This window comes from Pseudomonas sp. MF6396 (genome assembly GCF_002018915.1).
Classification (GTDB): Bacteria; Pseudomonadota; Gammaproteobacteria; order Pseudomonadales; family Pseudomonadaceae; genus Aquipseudomonas; species Aquipseudomonas palmensis.
In genome coordinates, this window is record NZ_MVOK01000028.1 from 56,428 (window position 1) to 75,561 (window position 19,134).

Annotated in this window: 23 protein-coding genes; 14 read left to right on the forward strand and 9 right to left on the reverse strand. The window is 66.4% G+C overall.

The window, feature by feature from the left end:
* Positions 1 to 3 precede the first annotated feature (3 nt).
* From MF6396_RS23265 to MF6396_RS23275, 3 genes are read right to left on the reverse strand one after another with little or no spacing between them, the layout of a single operon-like run.
* On the reverse strand, positions 4 to 1,269 hold the full coding sequence (locus MF6396_RS23265; protein ID WP_043861903.1) for an ABC transporter permease: 1,266 nt from the start codon (positions 1,267 to 1,269) through the stop codon (positions 4 to 6).
* Positions 1,269 to 1,988: an ABC transporter ATP-binding protein gene (locus MF6396_RS23270; RefSeq protein ID WP_043861902.1), complete on the reverse strand. Its 720-nt coding sequence runs from the start codon at positions 1,986 to 1,988 to the stop codon at positions 1,269 to 1,271. The genes MF6396_RS23265 and MF6396_RS23270 overlap by 1 nt, the downstream gene beginning before the upstream one ends.
* 1 nt (position 1,989) lies before the next feature.
* Positions 1,990 to 2,553, reverse strand: coding sequence for a DUF2796 domain-containing protein (locus MF6396_RS23275; RefSeq protein ID WP_078481657.1), 564 nt, complete (start codon positions 2,551 to 2,553; stop codon positions 1,990 to 1,992).
* A 125-nt stretch (positions 2,554 to 2,678) separates the two neighbouring features.
* Here MF6396_RS23275 and MF6396_RS23280 point away from each other — a divergent pair, with 125 nt between their 5' ends.
* A complete protein-coding gene (locus tag MF6396_RS23280; RefSeq protein WP_078481672.1) occupies positions 2,679 to 3,023 on the forward strand; it encodes a hypothetical protein in 345 nt (114 codons plus the stop codon).
* A 79-nt stretch (positions 3,024 to 3,102) separates the two neighbouring features.
* On the opposite strand, the gene trxA is transcribed toward MF6396_RS23280, so the two are convergent.
* Genes trxA through MF6396_RS23295 form a run of 3 tightly spaced genes read right to left on the reverse strand, consistent with a single transcriptional unit; the run spans position 3,103 to position 5,112 of the window.
* Entirely contained in the window at positions 3,103 to 3,975 is an 873-nt protein-coding gene (gene trxA, locus MF6396_RS23285) for a thioredoxin (protein WP_054916424.1), read from the reverse strand.
* A 31-nt stretch (positions 3,976 to 4,006) separates the two neighbouring features.
* A complete protein-coding gene (locus tag MF6396_RS23290) occupies positions 4,007 to 4,669 on the reverse strand; it encodes a class I SAM-dependent methyltransferase (protein WP_078481658.1) in 663 nt (220 codons plus the stop codon).
* Positions 4,666 to 5,112, reverse strand: a complete 447-nt coding sequence (locus MF6396_RS23295; protein ID WP_078481659.1) for a YbaY family lipoprotein — start codon at positions 5,110 to 5,112, stop codon at positions 4,666 to 4,668. Before MF6396_RS23295 ends, MF6396_RS23290 begins: the two co-directional genes overlap by 4 nt.
* 108 nt (positions 5,113 to 5,220) lie before the next feature.
* Between MF6396_RS23295 and nrdR the strand changes: the two genes are divergently transcribed.
* The 11 genes from nrdR to MF6396_RS23350 all read left to right on the forward strand — a co-directional run bounded on the left by nrdR (position 5,221) and on the right by MF6396_RS23350 (position 13,093).
* On the forward strand, positions 5,221 to 5,685 hold the full coding sequence (gene nrdR, locus MF6396_RS23300) for a transcriptional regulator NrdR (protein ID WP_043861897.1): 465 nt from the start codon (positions 5,221 to 5,223) through the stop codon (positions 5,683 to 5,685).
* Positions 5,682 to 6,818, forward strand: a complete 1,137-nt coding sequence (ribD, locus tag MF6396_RS23305; RefSeq protein ID WP_078481661.1) for a bifunctional diaminohydroxyphosphoribosylaminopyrimidine deaminase/5-amino-6-(5-phosphoribosylamino)uracil reductase RibD — start codon at positions 5,682 to 5,684, stop codon at positions 6,816 to 6,818. Before nrdR ends, ribD begins: the two co-directional genes overlap by 4 nt.
* A 43-nt stretch (positions 6,819 to 6,861) precedes the next feature.
* Positions 6,862 to 7,524: a riboflavin synthase gene (locus tag MF6396_RS23310; RefSeq protein ID WP_043861895.1), complete on the forward strand. Its 663-nt coding sequence runs from the start codon at positions 6,862 to 6,864 to the stop codon at positions 7,522 to 7,524.
* A gap of 18 nt (positions 7,525 to 7,542) precedes the next feature.
* Positions 7,543 to 8,634, forward strand: a complete 1,092-nt coding sequence (ribBA, locus tag MF6396_RS23315) for a bifunctional 3,4-dihydroxy-2-butanone-4-phosphate synthase/GTP cyclohydrolase II (protein WP_043861894.1) — start codon at positions 7,543 to 7,545, stop codon at positions 8,632 to 8,634.
* 90 nt (positions 8,635 to 8,724) lie between these two features.
* Positions 8,725 to 9,201, forward strand: a complete 477-nt coding sequence (ribH, locus tag MF6396_RS23320; RefSeq protein WP_043861893.1) for a 6,7-dimethyl-8-ribityllumazine synthase — start codon at positions 8,725 to 8,727, stop codon at positions 9,199 to 9,201.
* Positions 9,198 to 9,698 carry a transcription antitermination factor NusB gene (gene nusB / locus MF6396_RS23325; protein WP_043861892.1) on the forward strand — a complete coding sequence of 167 codons (501 nt, stop codon included), beginning with the start codon at positions 9,198 to 9,200 and terminating at the stop codon, positions 9,696 to 9,698. The genes ribH and nusB overlap by 4 nt, the downstream gene beginning before the upstream one ends.
* 18 nt (positions 9,699 to 9,716) lie before the next feature.
* Complete coding sequence (gene thiL / locus MF6396_RS23330; protein ID WP_078481662.1) at positions 9,717 to 10,670, forward strand: thiamine-phosphate kinase; 954 nt, start codon at positions 9,717 to 9,719, stop codon at positions 10,668 to 10,670.
* Between the two features lie 9 nt (positions 10,671 to 10,679).
* Positions 10,680 to 11,183, forward strand: coding sequence for a phosphatidylglycerophosphatase A family protein (locus MF6396_RS23335; RefSeq protein WP_043861890.1), 504 nt, complete (start codon positions 10,680 to 10,682; stop codon positions 11,181 to 11,183).
* A 13-nt stretch (positions 11,184 to 11,196) separates the two neighbouring features.
* A complete protein-coding gene (locus MF6396_RS23340; protein ID WP_078481663.1) occupies positions 11,197 to 11,991 on the forward strand; it encodes a substrate-binding periplasmic protein in 795 nt (264 codons plus the stop codon).
* Between the two features lie 68 nt (positions 11,992 to 12,059).
* Entirely contained in the window at positions 12,060 to 12,677 is a 618-nt protein-coding gene (gene ribA, locus MF6396_RS23345) for a GTP cyclohydrolase II (protein WP_043861888.1), read from the forward strand.
* Positions 12,674 to 13,093: an MFS transporter gene (locus MF6396_RS23350; RefSeq protein ID WP_078481664.1), complete on the forward strand. Its 420-nt coding sequence runs from the start codon at positions 12,674 to 12,676 to the stop codon at positions 13,091 to 13,093. Before ribA ends, MF6396_RS23350 begins: the two co-directional genes overlap by 4 nt.
* Before the next feature lie 62 nt (positions 13,094 to 13,155).
* Here the strand turns inward: MF6396_RS23350 and dxs are convergent, their stop codons facing one another.
* The 3 genes from dxs to MF6396_RS23365 form a co-directional block, all read right to left on the reverse strand.
* Entirely contained in the window at positions 13,156 to 15,054 is a 1,899-nt protein-coding gene (gene dxs / locus MF6396_RS23355) for a 1-deoxy-D-xylulose-5-phosphate synthase (RefSeq protein ID WP_078481665.1), read from the reverse strand.
* 152 nt (positions 15,055 to 15,206) lie between these two features.
* Entirely contained in the window at positions 15,207 to 16,094 is an 888-nt protein-coding gene (gene ispA, locus MF6396_RS23360) for a (2E,6E)-farnesyl diphosphate synthase (protein ID WP_043861885.1), read from the reverse strand.
* Positions 16,091 to 16,333 (reverse strand): exodeoxyribonuclease VII small subunit, encoded by a 243-nt coding sequence (locus MF6396_RS23365; RefSeq protein WP_043861884.1) that lies wholly within the window; start codon positions 16,331 to 16,333, stop codon positions 16,091 to 16,093. Before MF6396_RS23365 ends, ispA begins: the two co-directional genes overlap by 4 nt.
* Before the next feature lie 244 nt (positions 16,334 to 16,577).
* Between MF6396_RS23365 and MF6396_RS23370 the strand changes: the two genes are divergently transcribed.
* Both MF6396_RS23370 and MF6396_RS23375 read left to right on the forward strand, forming a co-directional pair.
* Positions 16,578 to 17,981: an MBOAT family O-acyltransferase gene (locus tag MF6396_RS23370; RefSeq protein WP_238596467.1), complete on the forward strand. Its 1,404-nt coding sequence runs from the start codon at positions 16,578 to 16,580 to the stop codon at positions 17,979 to 17,981.
* Positions 17,968 to 19,134 carry an SGNH/GDSL hydrolase family protein gene (locus MF6396_RS23375; protein WP_078481667.1) on the forward strand — a complete coding sequence of 389 codons (1,167 nt, stop codon included), beginning with the start codon at positions 17,968 to 17,970 and terminating at the stop codon, positions 19,132 to 19,134. The genes MF6396_RS23370 and MF6396_RS23375 overlap by 14 nt, the downstream gene beginning before the upstream one ends.

Consider the following 19,134-nt stretch of genomic DNA (forward strand, 5'->3'; position numbering starts at 1 on the left):
TTCTCACAGGTGAATGGACAAACCGTCGGCCAGCGACTGGCGGTAGGCCCGCCAGGCCGGAATGCTGCCCATCAGCACGGCGGCGCCGAGGATGATCCCCAGCAGGCTCCACTCGTGGGCGCTGGGCAGCGCCAGCGGCAGGTACAGGCCGTAGTTGGCCTGCACCGTGCCCTGGGCCAGGGCGATGCCAAGGTAGAGCAGGCCAAGCCCGGCGGCAATCCCCGCTAGCGCCAAGGTGAACGCCTCCATCACCAGCAGCCCTGCAATATGCCAGGGGCGTGCACCCACCGAGCGCAGGATGGCCATTTCGCGGCGGCGCTCGTTGAGGCTGGTGAGGATCGCCGTGAGCATGCCGATCAGGCCGGTCAGCACCACGAACAGCGACACCACGAACAGCGCCTGTTCGGCGGTGCCCATCAGGCTCCACAGCTCCTGCAGGGCCACGCCGGGCAGAATCGCCAACAGCGGCTCGCCGCGGAACTCGTTGATCTCGCGTTGCAGGGTGAAGGTGCTGATCTTGTTGTTCAGGCCCAGCATGAACGCGGTGATGGCCTTGGGTGTGAGGTCCATGCCTCGGGCCTGTTCGGCGCTGACGCGGCCGGCGCCGCGGGCGGGCACGCCGTTGTGCCAGTCGACGTGGATCGCCTCCATGCCGCCAAGGCTGATGTGCAGGGTGCGGTCCACCGGGGTGCCGGTGCGTTGCAGCACGCCCACCACGGTGAACGGCTTGTCGTCATGCTTGACCAGGCTGATGGCGGCCACGCCATGGGCCAGCACCAGCTTGTCGCCGAGCTTGTAATGCAGCGCGTCGGCCACCTCGGCGCCCAGCACCACCTCGAACGGGTCGCTGGCGAAGGCACGCCCGCTGGCCAGCTGCAGGTGCTGCTTGCGTCCGTACTGGTAATGCTCGAAGTAGGCTTCGGTGGTGCCCATCACCCGGTAACCGCGGTGCGAGTCGCCCAGCGAGATCGGGATGGCCCACTTCACCCGCGGGTTGCTGGCGTAGTGCTCGAAGCTGTCCCAGCGGATGTTGTTGGTGGCGTTGCCGATGCGAAACACCGAGTACAGCAGCAGGTTCACCGAGCCCGAGCGCGCACCGACAATCAGATCGGTGCCACTGATGGTGCTGGCAAAACTGGCGCGGGCCTCGGTGCGTACCCGCTCCACCGCCAGCAGCAGGCACACCGACAGGGCGATGGCGAAGGCGGTGAGCAGGGCAGTGAAGCGGCGGTTGGCGAGACTCGCCAGGGCAAGGCGGAGCAGGTACATCAGGCCTCCAGGTCGCTGGCAGGGCGCGCGGCGCGGTTGAGTTCGGCAAGCGACAGCTGGCGATCGAACAGCGGTGCCAGGCTCTGGTCGTGGCTGACGAACAACAGGCTGGAGCCGGCTGCGCGGCATTCGGCGAACAGCAGGCGGATGAAGGCTTCACGGGTGTCGGCATCGAGCGCCGAAGTCGGCTCGTCGGCAATCACCAGCTCGGGTTGGCCGATCAGCGCGCGGGCGGCGGCCACCCGTTGCTGCTGACCGATCGACAGGCTGTCGGCGCGCCGTGCCAGCAGTGCCGGGTCCTTCAGGCCCAGATGGGCGAGCAGGCTGGCGGCGGCCTTGTCCACACTGCCGTAGCGCTGGCCGGCGCGTTGCGCCCGGCTGCGCGAGAAACGGCACGGCAGCTCGACGTTTTCGCGCACCGATAGAAACGGCAGCAGGTTGAACTGCTGGAAGATGTAGCCGGTATGATCGACGCGAAAACGGTCGCGCTGGCCCTGGCTGAGCGCGCCCAGCTCCTGGCCGAGCAGGCGGATGCTGCCGCGGTCGGCCTTCTGCACCCCGCCCAGCAGGCCCAGCAGGGTGGTCTTGCCACTGCCGCTGGGGCCCTTGAGGAACAGCGACTCGCCGGCCTGCAGGCGCAACGCCGGGATGTCCAGCAGCTCAGGCTGGCCGGGCCAGGCGAAACCCAGCCGGGACAGTTCGATCAGTGCCTGGCCCATGTCAGAAGTCGATCGCGCTGTGGGTCGGGGTCAGGTCCACGCCCTTCTGGCCATTGGGGCCCACCAGTTGCAGCTGGATCTTCTGGGTGGCGGGGAAGGCCTTGAACAGTGGCGCCAGGTCCAGGCGGGTGAGCTGTGCCGGGGTGGTGCATTCGAGTTTGTAATGGGCGTTGATGTCGCTGTGTTCGTGATCGTGGGCGTCGCCATCCTCGTCATGCACCGGCTTGTCGCCGAACAGCGGGCTTTGCAGGTCCTGGTCGGTTTCGCTGCAACCGGCTGCCTTGTTCAGGCCGAACAGCACCAGGGGTGTTTCGAGCTGGGTGCGCACGGCCGCGACCTTGGCCTTGTCGGTGGCAGAAGTGGCGGCATGTTCGAAGCCCACCAGGTTCATCGCCGGGCTGTCGAATTCCAGCTCCAGAGCATTGCCGTCGAGTGCGACGTTCAGGTGCGCCACGCCATGTTCATGGGCGCCCAGGCTGCCATGTTCATGGTCATGGTCGTCATGGGCGTAAACCAGACTCAGGGGCAGCAGGGCGAACGGCAAGGCAAGCAGCAGACGACGCATGGGCGGAACTCCGGAAGGCGCTGAAAGAGTTTCGAAATGTTATAACAACTTGTCGGCTGCGTACCAGTGTCGCTGGATGAAACTTCGTGGGAGCATGGGCGCCTGATCGAGTGGAGGGTGCGAACGTGCGTATTCGTGGACACATCGGCGAATGGCCGGTGGATTTGAGCGTGGAGCTGGAGCCCCATGAGTGGGCGCAGTTGGGCGGGCAGTTGCAGGCGGCCGGGGCGCCGGCGGTTGCCGCTGCTGTACCGACGGCGCCGGTTCGCCCGGACGATGCAGTGTGGCAGGCGGCGCGCGAGGTGTTGCGCAAGGCCGGTCAGTTGAACGGGCCCCAGTTGCTGGAGGCGCTGGAGGGGTTGGCGGGCAATACGGCGGCCGGCAAGCGCCTGCTGGTGCGTTTGCGCCATAGCAGCGAGGTGAGGGTGGAAAGCGGGGCGGATGCGCCGGTCTATCACTGGGTCGGCTGAACACCGCGTTGATCCCATCGCGGGTCAAGCCCGCTCCCACAGCGCGGGTAGGTAACCTTGTGGGAGCGGGCGGTTGACCTCAGTACAACGCAGCAAACAGCTTGCGGCGGTAATCCAGCACCAGCGGGTGCTCGTTGCCCAGCAGGTCGAACACCTGCAGCAGGGTCTTGTGCGGCAGGCCGCCTTCATACCCGCGGTTGCGCTTGAACAGTTTCAGCAGCCCGTCCAGCGCCGCCTCGTACTGCTGGCGCGACAGCTGCTGCACTGCCAGCTGATACGCCGCCTCGTCATCCTCGGCGTTCTGTGCCAGGCGTGATTTCAGGTCGGCCACGTCCGGCAGGCTGGCGGCCTGCTTGAGGAACGTCAGCTGCGCCTTGGCACCGGCCAGTGCAGCCTTGTGCTCATCGCTCTTGACCGCATCGAGCACGGTCTGCGCTTCGCCCAGCTCGCCACGCTCGGCCAGGCAACGGGCATACAGGATCAGTGCCGCGGCATTGCTGTTGTCTTCGGTCAGCAGGGCCTGGAGCAGCGCCTCGGCCTCGCTGAAGCGTCCCTCGGCAAACAGCCCCTGGGCCACTACCAGCGGATCGGCCGCCGCCGGTGGCGGCAGTTGCACATGCGGTTCGAGCATTGCGCGGATTTCCGACTCCGGGCGTGCCTCGGCAAAGCCGTCGACCGGCTGGCCATCCTTGAACAGCACCACCGTCGGCAGGCTGCGGATACCGAAGCGCGCGACAATGTCCTGTTCCACATCGCAGTTGACCTTGGCCAGCAGCAGCTCACCCCGGTATTCGGCGGTGATTTTCTCCAGCAGCGGCATCAGCACCTTGCACGGCGCGCACCAGTCGGCCCAGAAGTCGACGAGCACGGGTTTGACGTGGGAGTTCTGGATCACCGACTGGTCGAAGTCGGCGCTGGTGGCATTGAAGATGTACGGGGTTTCCTGGCTCATCGCGACTCTCGCAAATCCTTGAATGGCAACACTATAAAGCGCTGCGGCTGGCGTGGTACAGGCTCACCTGGCGGAATTCGTGGGGTTCGGCCAGGTCTGGCAGGGTCAGGGCGTGCAGGGTGTCGAGCTGGCGGTACAGGGGGTGACGGAAGTCGCGCACCCGCGAGTCGGCCACCAGCGCCTGGTGCCCGCGGCTGAGAAACGCATCGAGCAGCGGCAGGTTGGCGCGGTCGTAGAGCACATCGGCCACCAGCACCAGGTCGAAGCGGTCGGCCTCGGCGAAGAAATCGCTGGAGTAGCCCAACTGCACCTGGTTGAGCGCGGCATTCGCGCGGCTTGCCTGCAGCGCCAGCGGGTCGAGGTCGCAGGCCACCACTTCAAGGGCCCCGGCGCGGGCGGCGGCGATGCCGGCAATGCCCGAGCCTGCGCCGAAGTCCAGCACGCGTTTGCCGGCCACCCACTCGGGGCGGGCGGCCAGGTAGCGCGCCATGGCCAGGCCGCTGGCCCAGCAGAAGGCCCAGTAGGGCGGCTCGTGCAGGATGCGCCGGGTTTCCTCGGGGCTGAACGCGCGGTCCATGTTGTGCGCATCGATCAGCCACAGCTTGAGGTCGCAGGCCGGCAGCGCGCTGACCACCAGCCGTGCGTCCCCCAGCAGCCCGCTCAACGCCTGTTGCAGGTGGATCGGCGCGGTCACGGCGGTTTTTCGAGGCGCAGCGGGCCGGTGGCCTGGGTTTGCGGGCTGCTGACCGCCACAGGTTGCAGGTGCAGGATCAGCTGCCCGGACTGGCTGGCACGCCCGCGCAGCTCCACCCGCGCACCGGCAGGGAACGCCTCGGGGTTGAAACGCAGCTGGAACGGCAGGTCCTGGCCGTTGGCGTCCAGGTTGCTGCTGGCCAGCAGGCGTTGCGGGCGGCCGCGCGGGTCGACCACCAGCAGCGCCAGCTCGACCTCGGCGCCCGACGGGATGCCGAGCAGGGTGCCGCTGATTTCACGCTGGTAGGCCGGCAGCGGGCCCAGGGCCACAGGTTGCTTGGCCGCTACCGGGGCCTTGGGGGCCAGCACCGGCTTGGGTTCATCGCTGCTGCAGGCGGCCAGCAGGGCGGCAAAACTGAGCACAACGAGCGCTCTAAAGGGCATGATCAATTCCTTCGGGGGGATATTTCCTCACTGGATGGTAACTGCTTTGGCTTGTCTTGCCAGTGGGATGCGCTACCATGACCCTCCCTTTTTTTGTTGCCTGCCACCATGCACTGTCCCTTCTGCGGTGCCAACGACACCAAGGTCATCGACTCGCGACTGGTTGCCGAGGGCGAACAAGTGCGCCGTCGCCGCGAATGCGTGGCCTGCGGTGAGCGCTTCACCACCTTCGAAACCGCCGAACTGGTGCTGCCGCGCCTGATCAAGACCGACGGCAGCCGCCAGCCCTTCGACGAAGAAAAACTGCGCGCCGGCATGCAGCGGGCGCTGGAAAAGCGCCCGGTGAGCGTCGAGCGCCTCGAAGCGGCGCTGGCCCACATCAAGCACAAGCTGCGCGCCACCGGCGAGCGCGAGGTCAAGTCGCTGGTCGTCGGCGAACTGGTGATGGCCGAGCTGCAAAAGCTCGACGAAGTGGCCTACATCCGCTTCGCCTCGGTGTACCGCCGCTTCCAGGACCTGGACGAATTTCGTGAAGAAATCGACCGCCTGGCGCGCGAGCCTTCCAAGCAATGAGCCTGCCCAGCGAACGCGACGTGCCCGACGCCCACTACATGGCCCGTGCGCTGGAACTGGCGCGCAAGGGTCTCTATTCCACCCATCCCAACCCGCGGGTCGGTTGCGTGATCGTGCGTGACGGGCAGGTGGTCGGCGAAGGCTGGCACGTACGCGCCGGCGAACCGCATGCCGAGGTGCACGCGCTGCGCCAGGCCGGCGAGCTGGCCCGTGGCGCCTGTGCCTATGTGACCCTGGAGCCGTGCAGCCACCACGGGCGCACGCCGCCGTGTGCCGAGGCGCTGGTCAAGGCCGGTGTGGCGCGGGTGGTGGCGGCCATGCAGGACCCCAACCCGCAAGTGGCGGGGCAGGGGCTCAAGCGCCTGGCCGACGTCGGTATCGAGGTTGCCAGCGGTGTGCTGGAGGCCGAGGCCCGCGCACTCAACCCGGGCTTTCTGAAACGCATGGAACACGGCCTGCCCTTTGTGCGGGTCAAACTGGCGATGAGCCTGGACGGGCGCACCGCCATGGCCAGTGGCGAGAGCCAGTGGATCACCGGCCCGGCCGCACGCTCGGCGGTGCAGCGTCTGCGCGCGCGCTCCAGCGTGGTGCTGACCAGCGCCCAGAGCGTGCTGGCCGACAACGCGCGCATGACCGTGCGCGCCGACGAGCTTGGGCTGGACGCCGACAGCACCGCCCTGGCGATGGCCCGCCCACCGTTGCGCGTGCTCATCGACGGGCGCCTGCGCCTGCCGCTGACGGCGCCGTTCTTCCAGGCCGGCCCGGTGCTGGTGGTGACGGCCGCCGCGCCAGTTGCGCAGTACGCCCAGGCCGGCCATGACCTGCTGAGCCTGCCCGGCACCGACGGGCACGTCGACCTGCCCGCGCTGCTGCGCGAACTGGCCCGGCGTGGTGCCAGCGAGGTGCTGGTGGAGGCCGGCCCGGGCCTGGCCGGTGCCTTCGCGCAACAGGGCCTGGTGGACGAATACCAGCTCTTCATCGCTGCTAAGTTTCTCGGCTCCAGTGCCCGCCCATTGCTCGATTGGCCCCTGGCCAGAATGAGCGAAGCGCAGGCCCTCAACATCACCGACATGCGCGCCGTAGGCGATGACTGGCGAGTCACTGCCATTCCTGTGCCTGCGCCCGGCGTATAATTCGCGGCCTGCGCCTTGCGCGACCCGTTCTGAAGGAGGACTCATGTTCACCGGCATCATCGAATCCATCGGCAGCATCCGTTCACTCACCCCCAAAGGCGGCGACGTGCGCGTGTATGTCGAAACCGGCAAGCTCGACCTGGGCGACGTGAAACTGGGCGACAGCATCGCCGTCAACGGCGTGTGCCTGACCGCCGTCGAACTGCCTGGCGACGGTTTCTGGGCTGACGTCAGCCGCGAAACCCTCGACTGCACCGCCTTTGCCGACTTCAAGGTAGGCAGCCGGGTCAACCTGGAAAAGGCCCTGACCCCCAGCAGCCGCCTGGGCGGCCACCTGGTCAGCGGCCACGTCGACGGTGTCGGCGAGGTCATCTCGCGCAGCGATAACGCCCGCGCCATCCAGTTCCGCCTGCGCGCGCCGGCCGAGCTGGCCAAGTACATCGCCCACAAGGGCTCGATCACCGTCGATGGCACCAGCCTCACGGTCAACCAGGTCGATGGCGCCGAGTTCGAGCTGACCATCGTGCCGCACACCCTCGCTGAAACCATCATGGCCGACTACCGCACCGGGCGTCGGGTTAACCTTGAGGTCGACCTGCTGGCCCGTTACCTGGAGCGTCTGCTGCTGGGCGACAAGGCCGCCGAGCCGGGCAAGGGTGGCATCACCGAAAGTTTCCTGGCCGCCAACGGCTACCTGAAATCCTGATTTAGAAGGGGGTGCCGCGTGGCGCTCAACAGCATCGAAGAACTGGTCGAAGACATTCGCCAGGGCAAAATGGTCATCCTGATGGATGACGAAGACCGCGAGAACGAAGGCGACCTGATCATGGCCGCCGAGTGCTGCAAGGCCGAACACATCAACTTCATGGCCAAGCACGCCCGTGGCCTGATCTGCATGCCGATGTCGCGCGAGCGCTGCGAGCTGCTCAAGCTGCCGCTGATGGCCCCGCGCAACGGCTCGGGCTTCGGCACCAAGTTCACCGTTTCGATCGAAGCTGCCGAAGGCGTCACCACCGGCATCTCCGCCGCCGACCGCGCGCGCACCGTGCAGGCCGCCGCCGCCCGGGACGCCAAGGCCGAAGACATCGTCAGCCCGGGCCACATCTTCCCGCTGATGGCCCAGCCCGGCGGTACCCTGGCCCGTGCCGGCCACACCGAGGCGGCCTGCGACCTGGCGCGCATGGCCGGTTTCGAGCCGAGCGGGGTGATCTGCGAGGTGATGAACGACGACGGCACCATGTCGCGTCGCGCCGAGCTGGAAGTGTTCGCCGCCGAGCACAACATCAAGATCGGCACCATCGCCGACCTGATCCACTACCGCATGATCCACGAACGTACCATTCAGCGGATTTCCGAGCAGCCGCTGGACAGCGAACTGGGTCAGTTCAACCTGGTGACCTACCGCGATTCGGTCGAAGGCGACGTGCACATGGCCCTGACCCTGGGCAAGATCTGCGCCGAGGAACCGACCCTGGTGCGGGTGCACAACATGGACCCGCTGCGCGACCTGCTGCTGGTCAAGCAGCCCGGCCGCTGGAGCCTGCGCGCCGCCATGAGCGCCGTGGCAGAGGCCGGCAGCGGCGTGGTGCTGCTGCTCGGACACCCGCTGGACGGCGACGTGCTGCTGGCGCATATCCGCGAAAGCGCCGACAGCAGCCAGGTCAAGACACCCACCACCTACAGCACCGTGGGTGCCGGTTCGCAGATTCTGCGCGACCTGGGCGTACGCAAGATGCGCCTGATGAGTTCGCCAATGAAGTTCAATGCGATATCCGGATTCGATCTGGAAGTTGTAGAATACGTGCCCTCCGAATAAAGCAGGGGCTGGTTTCCCGCTGTTGATCCGGAACAAAACTCCCACAGGCCGCACCGTTGCGGCCTGGCTCTTTAAGATGAGAACCCCGCAATGTCCCTGAAGACCATCGAAGGTACCTTCATTGCCCCCAAAGGTCGCTATGCTTTGGTGGTTGGCCGCTTCAACAGCTTCGTCGTCGAAAGCCTGGTAAGCGGTGCCGTTGATGCCCTGGTTCGCCACGGCGTGAGCGAAAGCGACATCACCATCATCCGTGCACCGGGTGCGTTCGAGATTCCGCTGGTGGCACAGAAGGTCGCCCAGCAGAGCGAATACGCCGCGATCATCGCCCTGGGCGCCGTGATCCGTGGTGGCACCCCGCACTTCGAATACGTGGCGGGCGAATGCACCAAGGGCCTGGCCCAGGTGTCCATGGAGTTCGGCGTGCCGGTTGCCTTCGGTGTCCTGACCGTCGATTCGATCGAACAGGCCATCGAGCGTTCCGGCACCAAGGCCGGCAACAAGGGCGCCGAAGCGGCCCTGTCCGCCCTGGAAATGGTCAGCCTGCTGGCGCAGTTGGAGGCCAAGTGATTAGCGACGAAAGCGATCGTTTCAACCCGCGCGATCCAAAACCTGCGGATGCTGGCAAGCCCTCCAAGAGCGCCAAGCGTCGCGAAGCCCGCAAGCTCGCGACCCAGGCGCTGTACCAGTGGCACATGGCCAAGCACTCGCTGAACGAGATCGAAGCGCAGTTCCGGGTCGATAACGATTTCACCGATGTCGACGGTGCCTACTTCCGCGAGATCCTGCACGGCGTGCCGGCGATCAAGGAAGAAATCGACAAGGCCCTCGCGCCTTGCCTGGACACCGTGCTCGAAGAGCTCGATCCGGTCGAGCTGTCGGTGCTGCGCCTGTCCACCTGGGAGCTGATCAAGCGGGTCGACGTGCCTTATCGCGTGGTCATCAACGAAGGTATCGAGCTGGCCAAGGTGTACGGCGCCACTGACGGGCACAAGTTCGTCAACGGTGTGCTCGACAAGCTCGCACCGCGGCTGCGCGAAGCCGAAGTGAAGGCGTTCAAGCGCTGATTGCGGCGCTGCCTGCCCATGGGTGAATTCGAGCTGATCCGCCACTACTTCGCCGCCGCGCCCTGTGCGCAGGCCGGCGACGGGGTCGCCCTGGGGATCGGCGACGATTGCGCCCTGCTGGCGCTGCCGGCCGGCGAGCAACTGGCCGTGTCCACCGACACGCTGGTGGCCGGGGTGCATTTCCCGGCTGTGTGCGAACCGTTCCTGCTCGGCCAGCGCTCGCTGGCGGTGGCTGCCAGTGACCTGGCAGCCATGGGCGCCACCCCCGTGGCCTTTACCCTTGCCCTGACCCTGCCGACGGTTCACGCCGATTGGTTGAAGGCCTATGCCCAGGGTCTGAACCTGATGGCCCGACAATGCGGCCTGAGCCTGGTAGGCGGGGACACCACCCATGGGCCGCTGAGCCTGACCATGACCGTGTTCGGCCGCGTGCCTGCCGGCCAGGCCCTGACGCGCAGCGGTGCGCGGCCTGGTGACCTGGTGTGTGTCGGCGGTGAGCTGGGCAACGCTGCCGGGGCCTTGCCGCTGGTGCTGGGTGAACGCGAGGCGGCGGTGGTGCTGGCCGAGCCGCTGCTGGCGCACTACTGGTCGCCGCCACCGCAACTGGCGCTGGGTCAGGCGCTGCGAGGCAAGGCCAGCGCGGCGCTGGATATCTCCGATGGCCTGCTGGCCGATTGCGGACACATTGCCACGGCCTCGGGCGTGTCGATTGTGCTGTCGCTCGAACAGCTGCCGCTGGGTGCGGCGCTGCAGGGCCTGCTGGGCCTGGAAGGTGCGCGACAGGCCGCGCTCACCGGTGGCGACGACTACGTGATTGCCTTCACCTTGCCCCCCGCGCACCTGGCCGGCCTGCAGGCTGCCGGCTGGCCGGTGCACGTGGTCGGTCGGGTGGAGGCGGGCAGCGGCGTCAGCCTGCGTGACCACGCCGGGGCGGACATCACCCCGCGCACGCGGGGTTATCAACATTTTTAGGGAGACACCGTGACCGATCACCCCAATCAGGTGCCGGCAGAAAACGTGCCGCCTTCAGTCTGGCGCAACCCCTGGCATTTTCTGGCCTTCGGCTTCGGCTCCGGCACCCTGCCCAAGGCGCCGGGCACCTGGGGTTCGCTGGTGGCCGTGCCGTTCATCCCGCTGTGGCAGATGCTGCCCGACTGGGGCTACTGGCTGATGCTGGGGCTGACCATGCTGTTCGGCGTATGGTTGTGCGGCAAGGTCGCCGACGACCTGGGCGTGCATGACCACGAGGGCATCGTCTGGGACGAGATGGTCGGCATGTGGATAACCCTCTGGCTGGTACCGGAAGGTTGGCTATGGTTGTTGGCAGGCTTTCTGATGTTCCGCTTCTTCGACATACTCAAGCCGTGGCCGATCCGCTGGATCGACCGGCATGTGCATGGCGGTTTCGGCATCATGTTCGATGACGTGCTGGCCGGCGTGTTCGCCTGGTTGGGCATGCAGGCGCTGGTGTGGAGTTTCACCTGAAGGGAGTGGCCTGATGCGCGCATGGCGAGTGTTGCTGCTGGTGTTGGCGCTGGGTGGCGGCATCGCCTGGGCTGGCGAGCCGACCGCGTTGCCGCAGGAGGTGCGCCTGGCCAGCGAGATCTGGCCGGACTACACCGACGTCGAAGGGCGCGGCATGGCCTGGGACGTGCTGCGCAAGGTGTTCGAGCCGGCGGGGGTCAAGGTGCTCGCCATCAGCGTGCCCTACAGCCGCGCCGTGGGCCTGGTCAAGCGCGCCGAGGCCGATGCCTGGGTCGGCTCCTACGAGCAGGAAAGCAACGACTACCTCTACCCGCGCAACGCCTTCGACCAGGACCATATCTACGCCCTGGGGCTGGCCAGCCTGCCGGTGCCGAGCGCCGCCACCATCGGCCGCTACAAGCTCTCCTGGGTGCGTGGCTACGAGTACCAGCGCTACCTGCCCGATGTGAAGGAGTTTCGCGAGGTGCAGCGGCGCGACGGCATCCTGCCGATGCTCGAACTCAAGCGCGTGGACTTCTATATCGATGCCCAGACCGAGGTGGACTACGTGTACAACCAGGCCCGTGACAAGGCCCGGTTCCGCCGCACCCACATCGCCGAGTTGCCGTTGTACCTGGCCTTTGCCAGGACCGAGCAGGCCTGTGCGCTCCGGGCGCTGTTCGATCGGCGCATGGACGAACTGATCGCCAGCGGTGAATTGCGCGAGATCTTCGAGCGCTGGCAGCAGCCGTATCCGTTCCCGATTCCGGGCAGGGCGCACGTGCCAGCATCTAACTTCTCGATCTGTTTGCCCAAGAATTCAGCCTAAGCACCTGCCTTACGCTGCTGTTACAATCGGCGCACATCAAATTTCACGTTATTGATCAGGAGCACAAGGTGCCCGTCGTCTTTGTTGCCGCTTCCAAGCTGCCCACCCCCTTTGCCACGTTCACCATGCATGGTTTTCTCGACGAAGCCACCGGCCGCGAGCACGTTGTGCTCAGCCTGGGTGATGTAGCCGATGGCGAGCCGGTACTGGGGCGCCTGCATTCCGAATGCCTGACCGGCGATGCGCTGTTCAGCCAGCGCTGCGACTGTGGTTCGCAGCTGGAGGCCGCTCTTCAGGCCATCGCCCGCGAAGGCCGTGGCGTGCTGCTGTATCTGCGTCAGGAGGGCCGTGGCATCGGCCTGCTGAACAAGATTCGCGCCTACGAACTGCAGGACGGCGGCGCCGACACCGTCGAGGCCAACGAGCGCCTGGGCTTTGCCGCCGACCAGCGTGACTACGCCATGTGCCAGCCGATGCTCGAGCACCTGGGCGTCACGTCATTGCGCCTGATGACCAACAACCCGCGCAAGGTAAAAGCCCTCACCGCCATGGGCATTGCGGTAGCCGAGCGCGTGCCGCTGCACACCGGGCACAATCCGCATAACAAGCACTACCTGGCCACCAAGGCCGGCAAGCTCGGCCACATGATGGGCAACGAGCACCAGGGCGAGGCCGGTCGGGCGTGACCCGCGGCCAGGTCAAGCGGCGGCTGGCGTTCGCCTGGTGGCAGTTCTTCGCGATTGCCCTGGCGCCGCTGCTGGTGTTCGGCTGGGCATTCGGGGGCAGCGTGGCGCGTGTCCCGCTGCTGGTGATGCCGGTGTTTCTGGCCGGGCTGGCCTCGATGTTCTTCAGCCTGCCGCGTTTCAGCGCCTACAAGCGTGCATTGATTGCCACTGAAAAGGCGCTGAACAGCGCTGAAGAGCCGGCGGCCTGGATAGAGCTGGCGCGGGTTCGCCGTGTGTCGATGCTGGTTGCCTGCCTGCCGGCGTGGGTGGCCGCACTGTCGGTGTTCGTGGGCCTGGAGGGAGTGCCGCAGATTCTGCTGGCCATCGCCAGCGTGGTGATCCTTTACCTGTACCGGGTACCGCGTCAGCTGGGCTGATGCGCCCTTCGCCAGCCAGGCTGGCTCCTGCAGGCAGGAGCCAGCCTGGCTGGCGAAAGGGTCTAAAGGCCCAGCAGTTGCAACCGCTGACGCACCGAAGTCTCGATCCCGGCAGCATCCAGCCCGCATTCGGCCAGCATCTGCGCCGGCTTGGCATGCTCGACGTACACATCCGGCAAGCCCAGGTGCAGCATCGGCTTGAGCACGCCTTCAGCGCTCAGGAACTCGCTGACCGCAGAGCCGGCGCCGCCCATGATGGCGTTCTCTTCGATGGTCACCAGCAGGTCATGGCTGCCAGCCAGCTCGCGCACCAGCGCTTCATCCAGCGGCTTGACGAAACGCATGTCGACCACGGTTGCATCCAGGTTTTCGGCCACCTTCAGCGCTTCTGCCAGTTGCACACCGAACACCAGCAGGGCGACCTTGCTGCCCTGGCGGCGAATCACGCCCTTGCCGATCTCCAGCGGCTCAAGGTCGCCGTCGATCGTCGCGTTCGGCCCGCTGCCACGCGGGTAGCGCACGGCGGCAGGGCCGTTGTACAGGTGCCCGGTGCTGAGCATCTTGCGCAGCTCGTTCTCGTCGCTGGGGGTCATCACCAGCATGCCGGGGATGCAGCGCAGGAACGACAGGTCGAAGCTGCCGGCGTGGGTCGGGCCGTCTTCGCCCACCAGGCCGGCGCGGTCGATGGCGAACAGCACGTCGAGGTTCTGCACCGCCACGTCATGGATCAACTGGTCGTAGGCGCGCTGCAGGAAGGTCGAATAGATCGCCACCACCGGCTTGGCGCCCTCGCAGGCCATGCCCGCCGCCAGCGTCACCGCGTGCTGCTCGGCAATCGCCACGTCGAAGTAGCGCTCGGGGTAGCGTTCGCTGAACGCCACCAGGTCCGAGCCTTCCTTCATGGCGGGGGTGATGCCCACCAGGCGCTGGTCGGCAGCGGCCATGTCGCACAGCCACTGGCCGAACACCGCCGAGTACTTCGGCCCGGTGGCCTTTTTCGGCGCGGTGGCCGGGGCGTCCAGCGGTTCGAGCTTGGTGATCGCGTGGTAGCCGATCGGGTCGACCTCGGCCGGGGCGAAACCCTTGCCCTTCTTGGTCACCACGTGCAGGAACTGCGGCCCCTTGAGGTCGCGCATGTTGCGCAGGGTGGCGATCAGGGTGGGCAGGTCGTGGCCGTCGATGGGGCCGATGTAGTTCCAGCCCAGCTCTTCGAACAGGGTGCCGGGCACCAGCATGCCCTTGGCATACTCCTCGGTGCGGCGTGCGATCTCCCAGGCGCCGGGCAGGCGCGACAGCACCTTCTTGCTGCCCTCGCGCATGCTTGCATAGGTGCGGCTGGAGAGGATCTTGGCCAGATAGTTGGACAGGCCGCCGACATTGCGCGAAATCGACATGTCGTTGTCGTTGAGGATCACCAGCATGTCGGCGTTGACTTCCTGGGCGTGGTTCAACGCTTCGAAGGCCATGCCGGCGGTGAGCGCGCCGTCACCGATCACTGCAATCGACTTGCGTGCCTGGTTCTGCAGGCGGGCGGCGATGGCCATGCCCAGCGCGGCGCTGATCGAGGTGCTGGAGTGCCCGACGCCAAAGGTGTCGTACTCGCTCTCGACGCGGCGCGGGAAGGCGGCCAGGCCGTCCTTCTGACGCAGGCTGTGCATGCGTTCGCGCCGACCCGTGAGGATCTTGTGCGGATACGCCTGGTGGCCCACATCCCACACCAGCCGGTCGTCCGGAGTGTCGAAGACGTAGTGCAGGGCGATCGTCAGTTCGATGACGCCCAGGCCGGCACCGAAGTGCCCGCCGGTCTGGCCGACGCTATAGAGCAGCTCCTGGCGCAGTTCGTCGGCCAGTTTCTCCAGGTCGGCTTCGGCCAGACGACGCAGGCCGGCTGGCGTATCGGCACGGTCAAGCAGCGGCGTGACCGGGCGTTCGCGGGGGATCTCTTGAAACGTCGTGGGCATCAGGCGAATCGTTATAGGTGTGATGAGGCGGCAGTTTACCTTATTGCGGTGAAGGCTGCCCATTGAGGTATGTGGTGTGCGTTTCGCCGGCAATGCCGGCTCCTACAGGGTTCGATGCAGGAGCCGGCATTGCCGGCGAAGGGCCGCTGCGGTCAGCTGCGGCGTTCGACGATGTACCGCGCCAGCGCCCGCAGCGGCTCGGCCTTGTCATCGAACCCAGCCAGCGCTGCCAGCGCCTGGTCGCGCAGTTCCAGCGCGTAGGCCTTGGCGGCTTCGAGCCCCAGCAATGCCGGGTAGGTCGGCTTGTCGCGGGCGATATCTGCGCCCTGGCGCTTGCCCAGGGTCGCGGTATCGCTCTCGACATCCAGGATGTCGTCCTGCACCTGGAACGCCAGGCCGATGGCCTGGGCATACTGCTGCAAGGCCGCAAGCGTCTGGGCATCGGCCCGCGCGCTGGCCAGGGCGCCGACCTTGACGCTGGTTTCGATCAGCGCGCCGGTCTTGTGCCGGTGCATGTACTCCAGCGCGGTCTGATCGAGCTTGAGCCCCACCGAGCCCAGGTCGATGGCCTGGCCACCGACCATGCCGGCGGGGCCGGCGCCCTGGGCCACGGCCTGCACCATGGCCAGACGAATGGCATCGCTCTGCGGGCTCAGGCGCGGGTCGAGCAGGGCGCTGAAGGCCAGGCTCTGCAAGCCGTCGCCGGCCAGGATCGCGCAGGCCTCGTCGAATTTCTTGTGGGTGGTGGGCTGGCCGCGACGCAGGTCGTCGTCGTCCATTGCCGGCAGGTCGTCATGCACCAGCGAATAGGCGTGGATCAGCTCGACCGCGCAGGCGGCGCCATCGGCATCGCTGCTGGCGCCACCCAACGCCTCGCAGGCGGCATAGGCCAGCAGCGGGCGTACCCGCTTGCCGCCGTTCATCACGCTGTAGCGCATGGCGGCATACAGGCGCTCGAGTTCGCTCGAGGGGGCGTGGAACAGGGTTTCCAGCGCGGCATCCACCTGGGCCTGGCAACGGGCCTGGTAGGCGGCGATCATTCCGGCTGTTCCGCGTCGAACGGCTCGGCGCGCAACTCGCCGTCGCGCTCCAGCAGCACCTGGACCTTCTGCTCGGCCTGGGTCAGGGCGCTCTGGCAATCGCGGGTCAGGCCGATGCCTTGCTCGAAGGCGGTCAGCGAATCTTCCAGCGACAGTTCGCCGTTCTCCAGGCGTTCGACCAGCGCTTGCAGGTCGGCAAGGGATTGCTCGAAGTCAATGGCAGCTTTTTTTCGGGCCATGGCGGCTGTCTCTGGTGGCGGTTTGAACGGCGCGACACTAGCAGAGCAGGGCAGGGGGAGCAAATCAGCGCCTGTGATCTTTCGTCGCATTCTGTTGCATAAATGCCGTGGGAACAGGCTTGATTTTCCTGCACTGCTTGCATTGTGGGGGCTCACTGCTGTCTGCCATAATCGCGCCCGCTCTGCGCCGCGGGTTGTATCCGGGTCAGGGTCCCCCCTTCCATGTCGCGTAATGGACTACGTTGTGAGCTTTCTTTCGATCGAGTTCGGCCTCTGCTTCACTCTGTTTTTCGCGGTCTACTGGAGCCTTTGCTGGAGCGTTCGCCTGCAGAACGTCCTGCTGCTGGCGGGCAGCTATGCGCTGGTCGCAAGCTTCAGCCTCGATTCGCTGTACATCCTGCTCGGCTACACCCTGCTGGTCTACCTGCTGGGGCTGTTCAGCGCGCGACATCCCGGACGGCGCTTCACCTACCTGATGGTGTTGCTGCTGGTGCTGGGCTGCTTCTATGTCTTCAAGTACCAGGAATTCTTCGTGGGGGGCGTGCAGGCCGCGCTGGCCGACCTGGGCCTGGACGTCTCGCTGCCGGTGCTGGAGGTGCTGCTGCCGATCGGGCTGTCGTTCTATACCTTCCATTCGGTCAGCTACCTGGTGTCGATCAACCGCGGTGAAATGGCCCCGGCCGCGCCGCTGGACCTGGCCCTGTACCTGGCCTTCTTCCCCAGCCTGGTGGCCGGCCCGGTCAACCGCGCCGCGCACATGCTGCCGCAGATTCGCCCGGCGCAGATCCGCCAGGTGCTGGAGCCGCAGCGGGCGCTGGGGCTGATTGCGCTGGCGGTGGTCAAGCTGTTCTTCTTCAGTGCCTGGCTGGGCAGCGAGTGGGTCGACCCGGTGTTCGAGACCCCAAGCGGCTTCAGCGCCGAGCAACTGCTGCTGAGCGTGTACGGTTACAGCCTGCTGATCTACCTGAACTTCAGCGGCTACACCAACCTGGTGACCGGCGTGGCGCTGCTGCTGGGCTTTCGCCTGCCGGCCAACTTCAATGCGCCCTACGCGGCCCGCAACCTCAAGGAGTTCTGGGGGCGCTGGCACATCAGCCTGTCGACCTTCATTCGCGACTACGTGTACATCCCGCTGGGCGGCAACCGCCAGGGCGTGTGGCGCGGCAACCTGAACATGCTGCTGGCGATGCTGGTTTCCGGCCTGTGGCACGGCGCGAGCCTCAACTTCATCATCTGGGGTGCGCTGCACGGCGTGGGGCTGGCGCTGTACAAGGCCTCAACCTACGTGCTGCCACAACCGATGCGCTGGCCGGGCGCGGATGTGCTGGCGCGCCTGCTGACCTTCCACTACGTCGCCTTCGCCTGGATCTTCTTTCGCTGCGCGAGCCTGGATGATGCGCTGGACATGCTCGGCGGCATCGCCGGCCTGAGCCTGGGCGGGCTGTTGAGCACCACCGGCCTGCTGTTGCTGGGCTGCGTGCTGTACATCGCGGTGTACCCGCAGGTGCTGGCGCTGCTGCGCCAGGGTTTTGCCGCCAGCAGCCGGCTGCCCTGGCAGCTCTACCCGATCCCGCTGGGGCTGTTCGTGTCGTTGGTCATCTTCGCTTCGCAATCGGGCGTGCCGGGGTTCATCTATGCAAGCTTCTAGTACCGGTCAGCTGTTCAAGACGCAAATGGGCGCGGCCAAGGTGCTGTACGCGATCCTGGTCACCACCTTGCTGCTGTTCTGGCTGAACCAGAACTCCATCAGCCTGTACTGCCAGCAGAAGTACCACCAGAGCTGCGAGCTGCCCTGGGTAGGGCAGAGCCAGGCGTGGCGCCTGGGCGGCAACCTGACCCAGGCCCTGGGGGATGCGCGCAGCAGCTTCATCGACAGCCTGGAGCGCCAGACCCTGCTGGCCCAGGCCGAGGGCGTGCCGACGGTCGAGCTGCCGCCCAGTATGCCGGTGGTGCTGGTCGACCTGGCGCAGCCCCATGCCAAGGCGCCGGCGCCTGCCAAGGTACCGGTGGTGGCGCCGACACCTGCGGCCAGGCCCCCTGCAGTGCAGCCAGCGACAGTGCCGCCGGTTGTGGCGCAGGCGCCCGCCGCGCAACCGGTCAAGGTGGCGGCGCAACCGCTGGTGCCGGGGCAGCCGCCCAAGGCCGTGAGCCTGGCGGCTGGCGACGAAGTGTTCCTGGTGGGCGACTCGCTGATGCAGGGCGTGGCGCCGCACCTGGCCAACACCTTGCTCAAGCGCTACCAGATCAAGAGCGTCAACCTCAGCCGCCAGAGCACGGGCCTGGCGTACCCCGGTTTTTTCAACTGGCCGCAGACGGTGTCCGACACGCTGCAGAATCACCCCAACATCCGCCTGATGGTGGTGTTCCTGGGTCCGAACGACCCGTGGGACATGCCCGAGTCCAAGGGCAAGCCGTTCCTGCGTTTCAAATCGCCTGAGTGGGAGGCGCTGTACCGCAAGCGCATCGACCGGATCCTGGACGAGGCCCGCGCTCACAATGTGCAGGTGATCTGGGTCGGCCCGCCCAACATGCAAAAGCCCAAGTTGTCGACGGCCATGGCCTATCTCAGCGGGCTGTATGAAAGCCAGGCGCAGCTGTACCAGCAGCATTACGTGTCGGCCAACGGCGTGCTCGGTTACCAGGCCGACGAGTTCTCCTATACCCTGCAGAACAGCCAGGGCAAACGGGTCAAGACCCGTGTCGACGACGGCATCCACTTCACCACCACGGGCCAGAAGCTGATCGCCGAGCAGGTACTGTCGATGATCGCCTTCCCGGGCCTGACCGTAACGGGACACTGA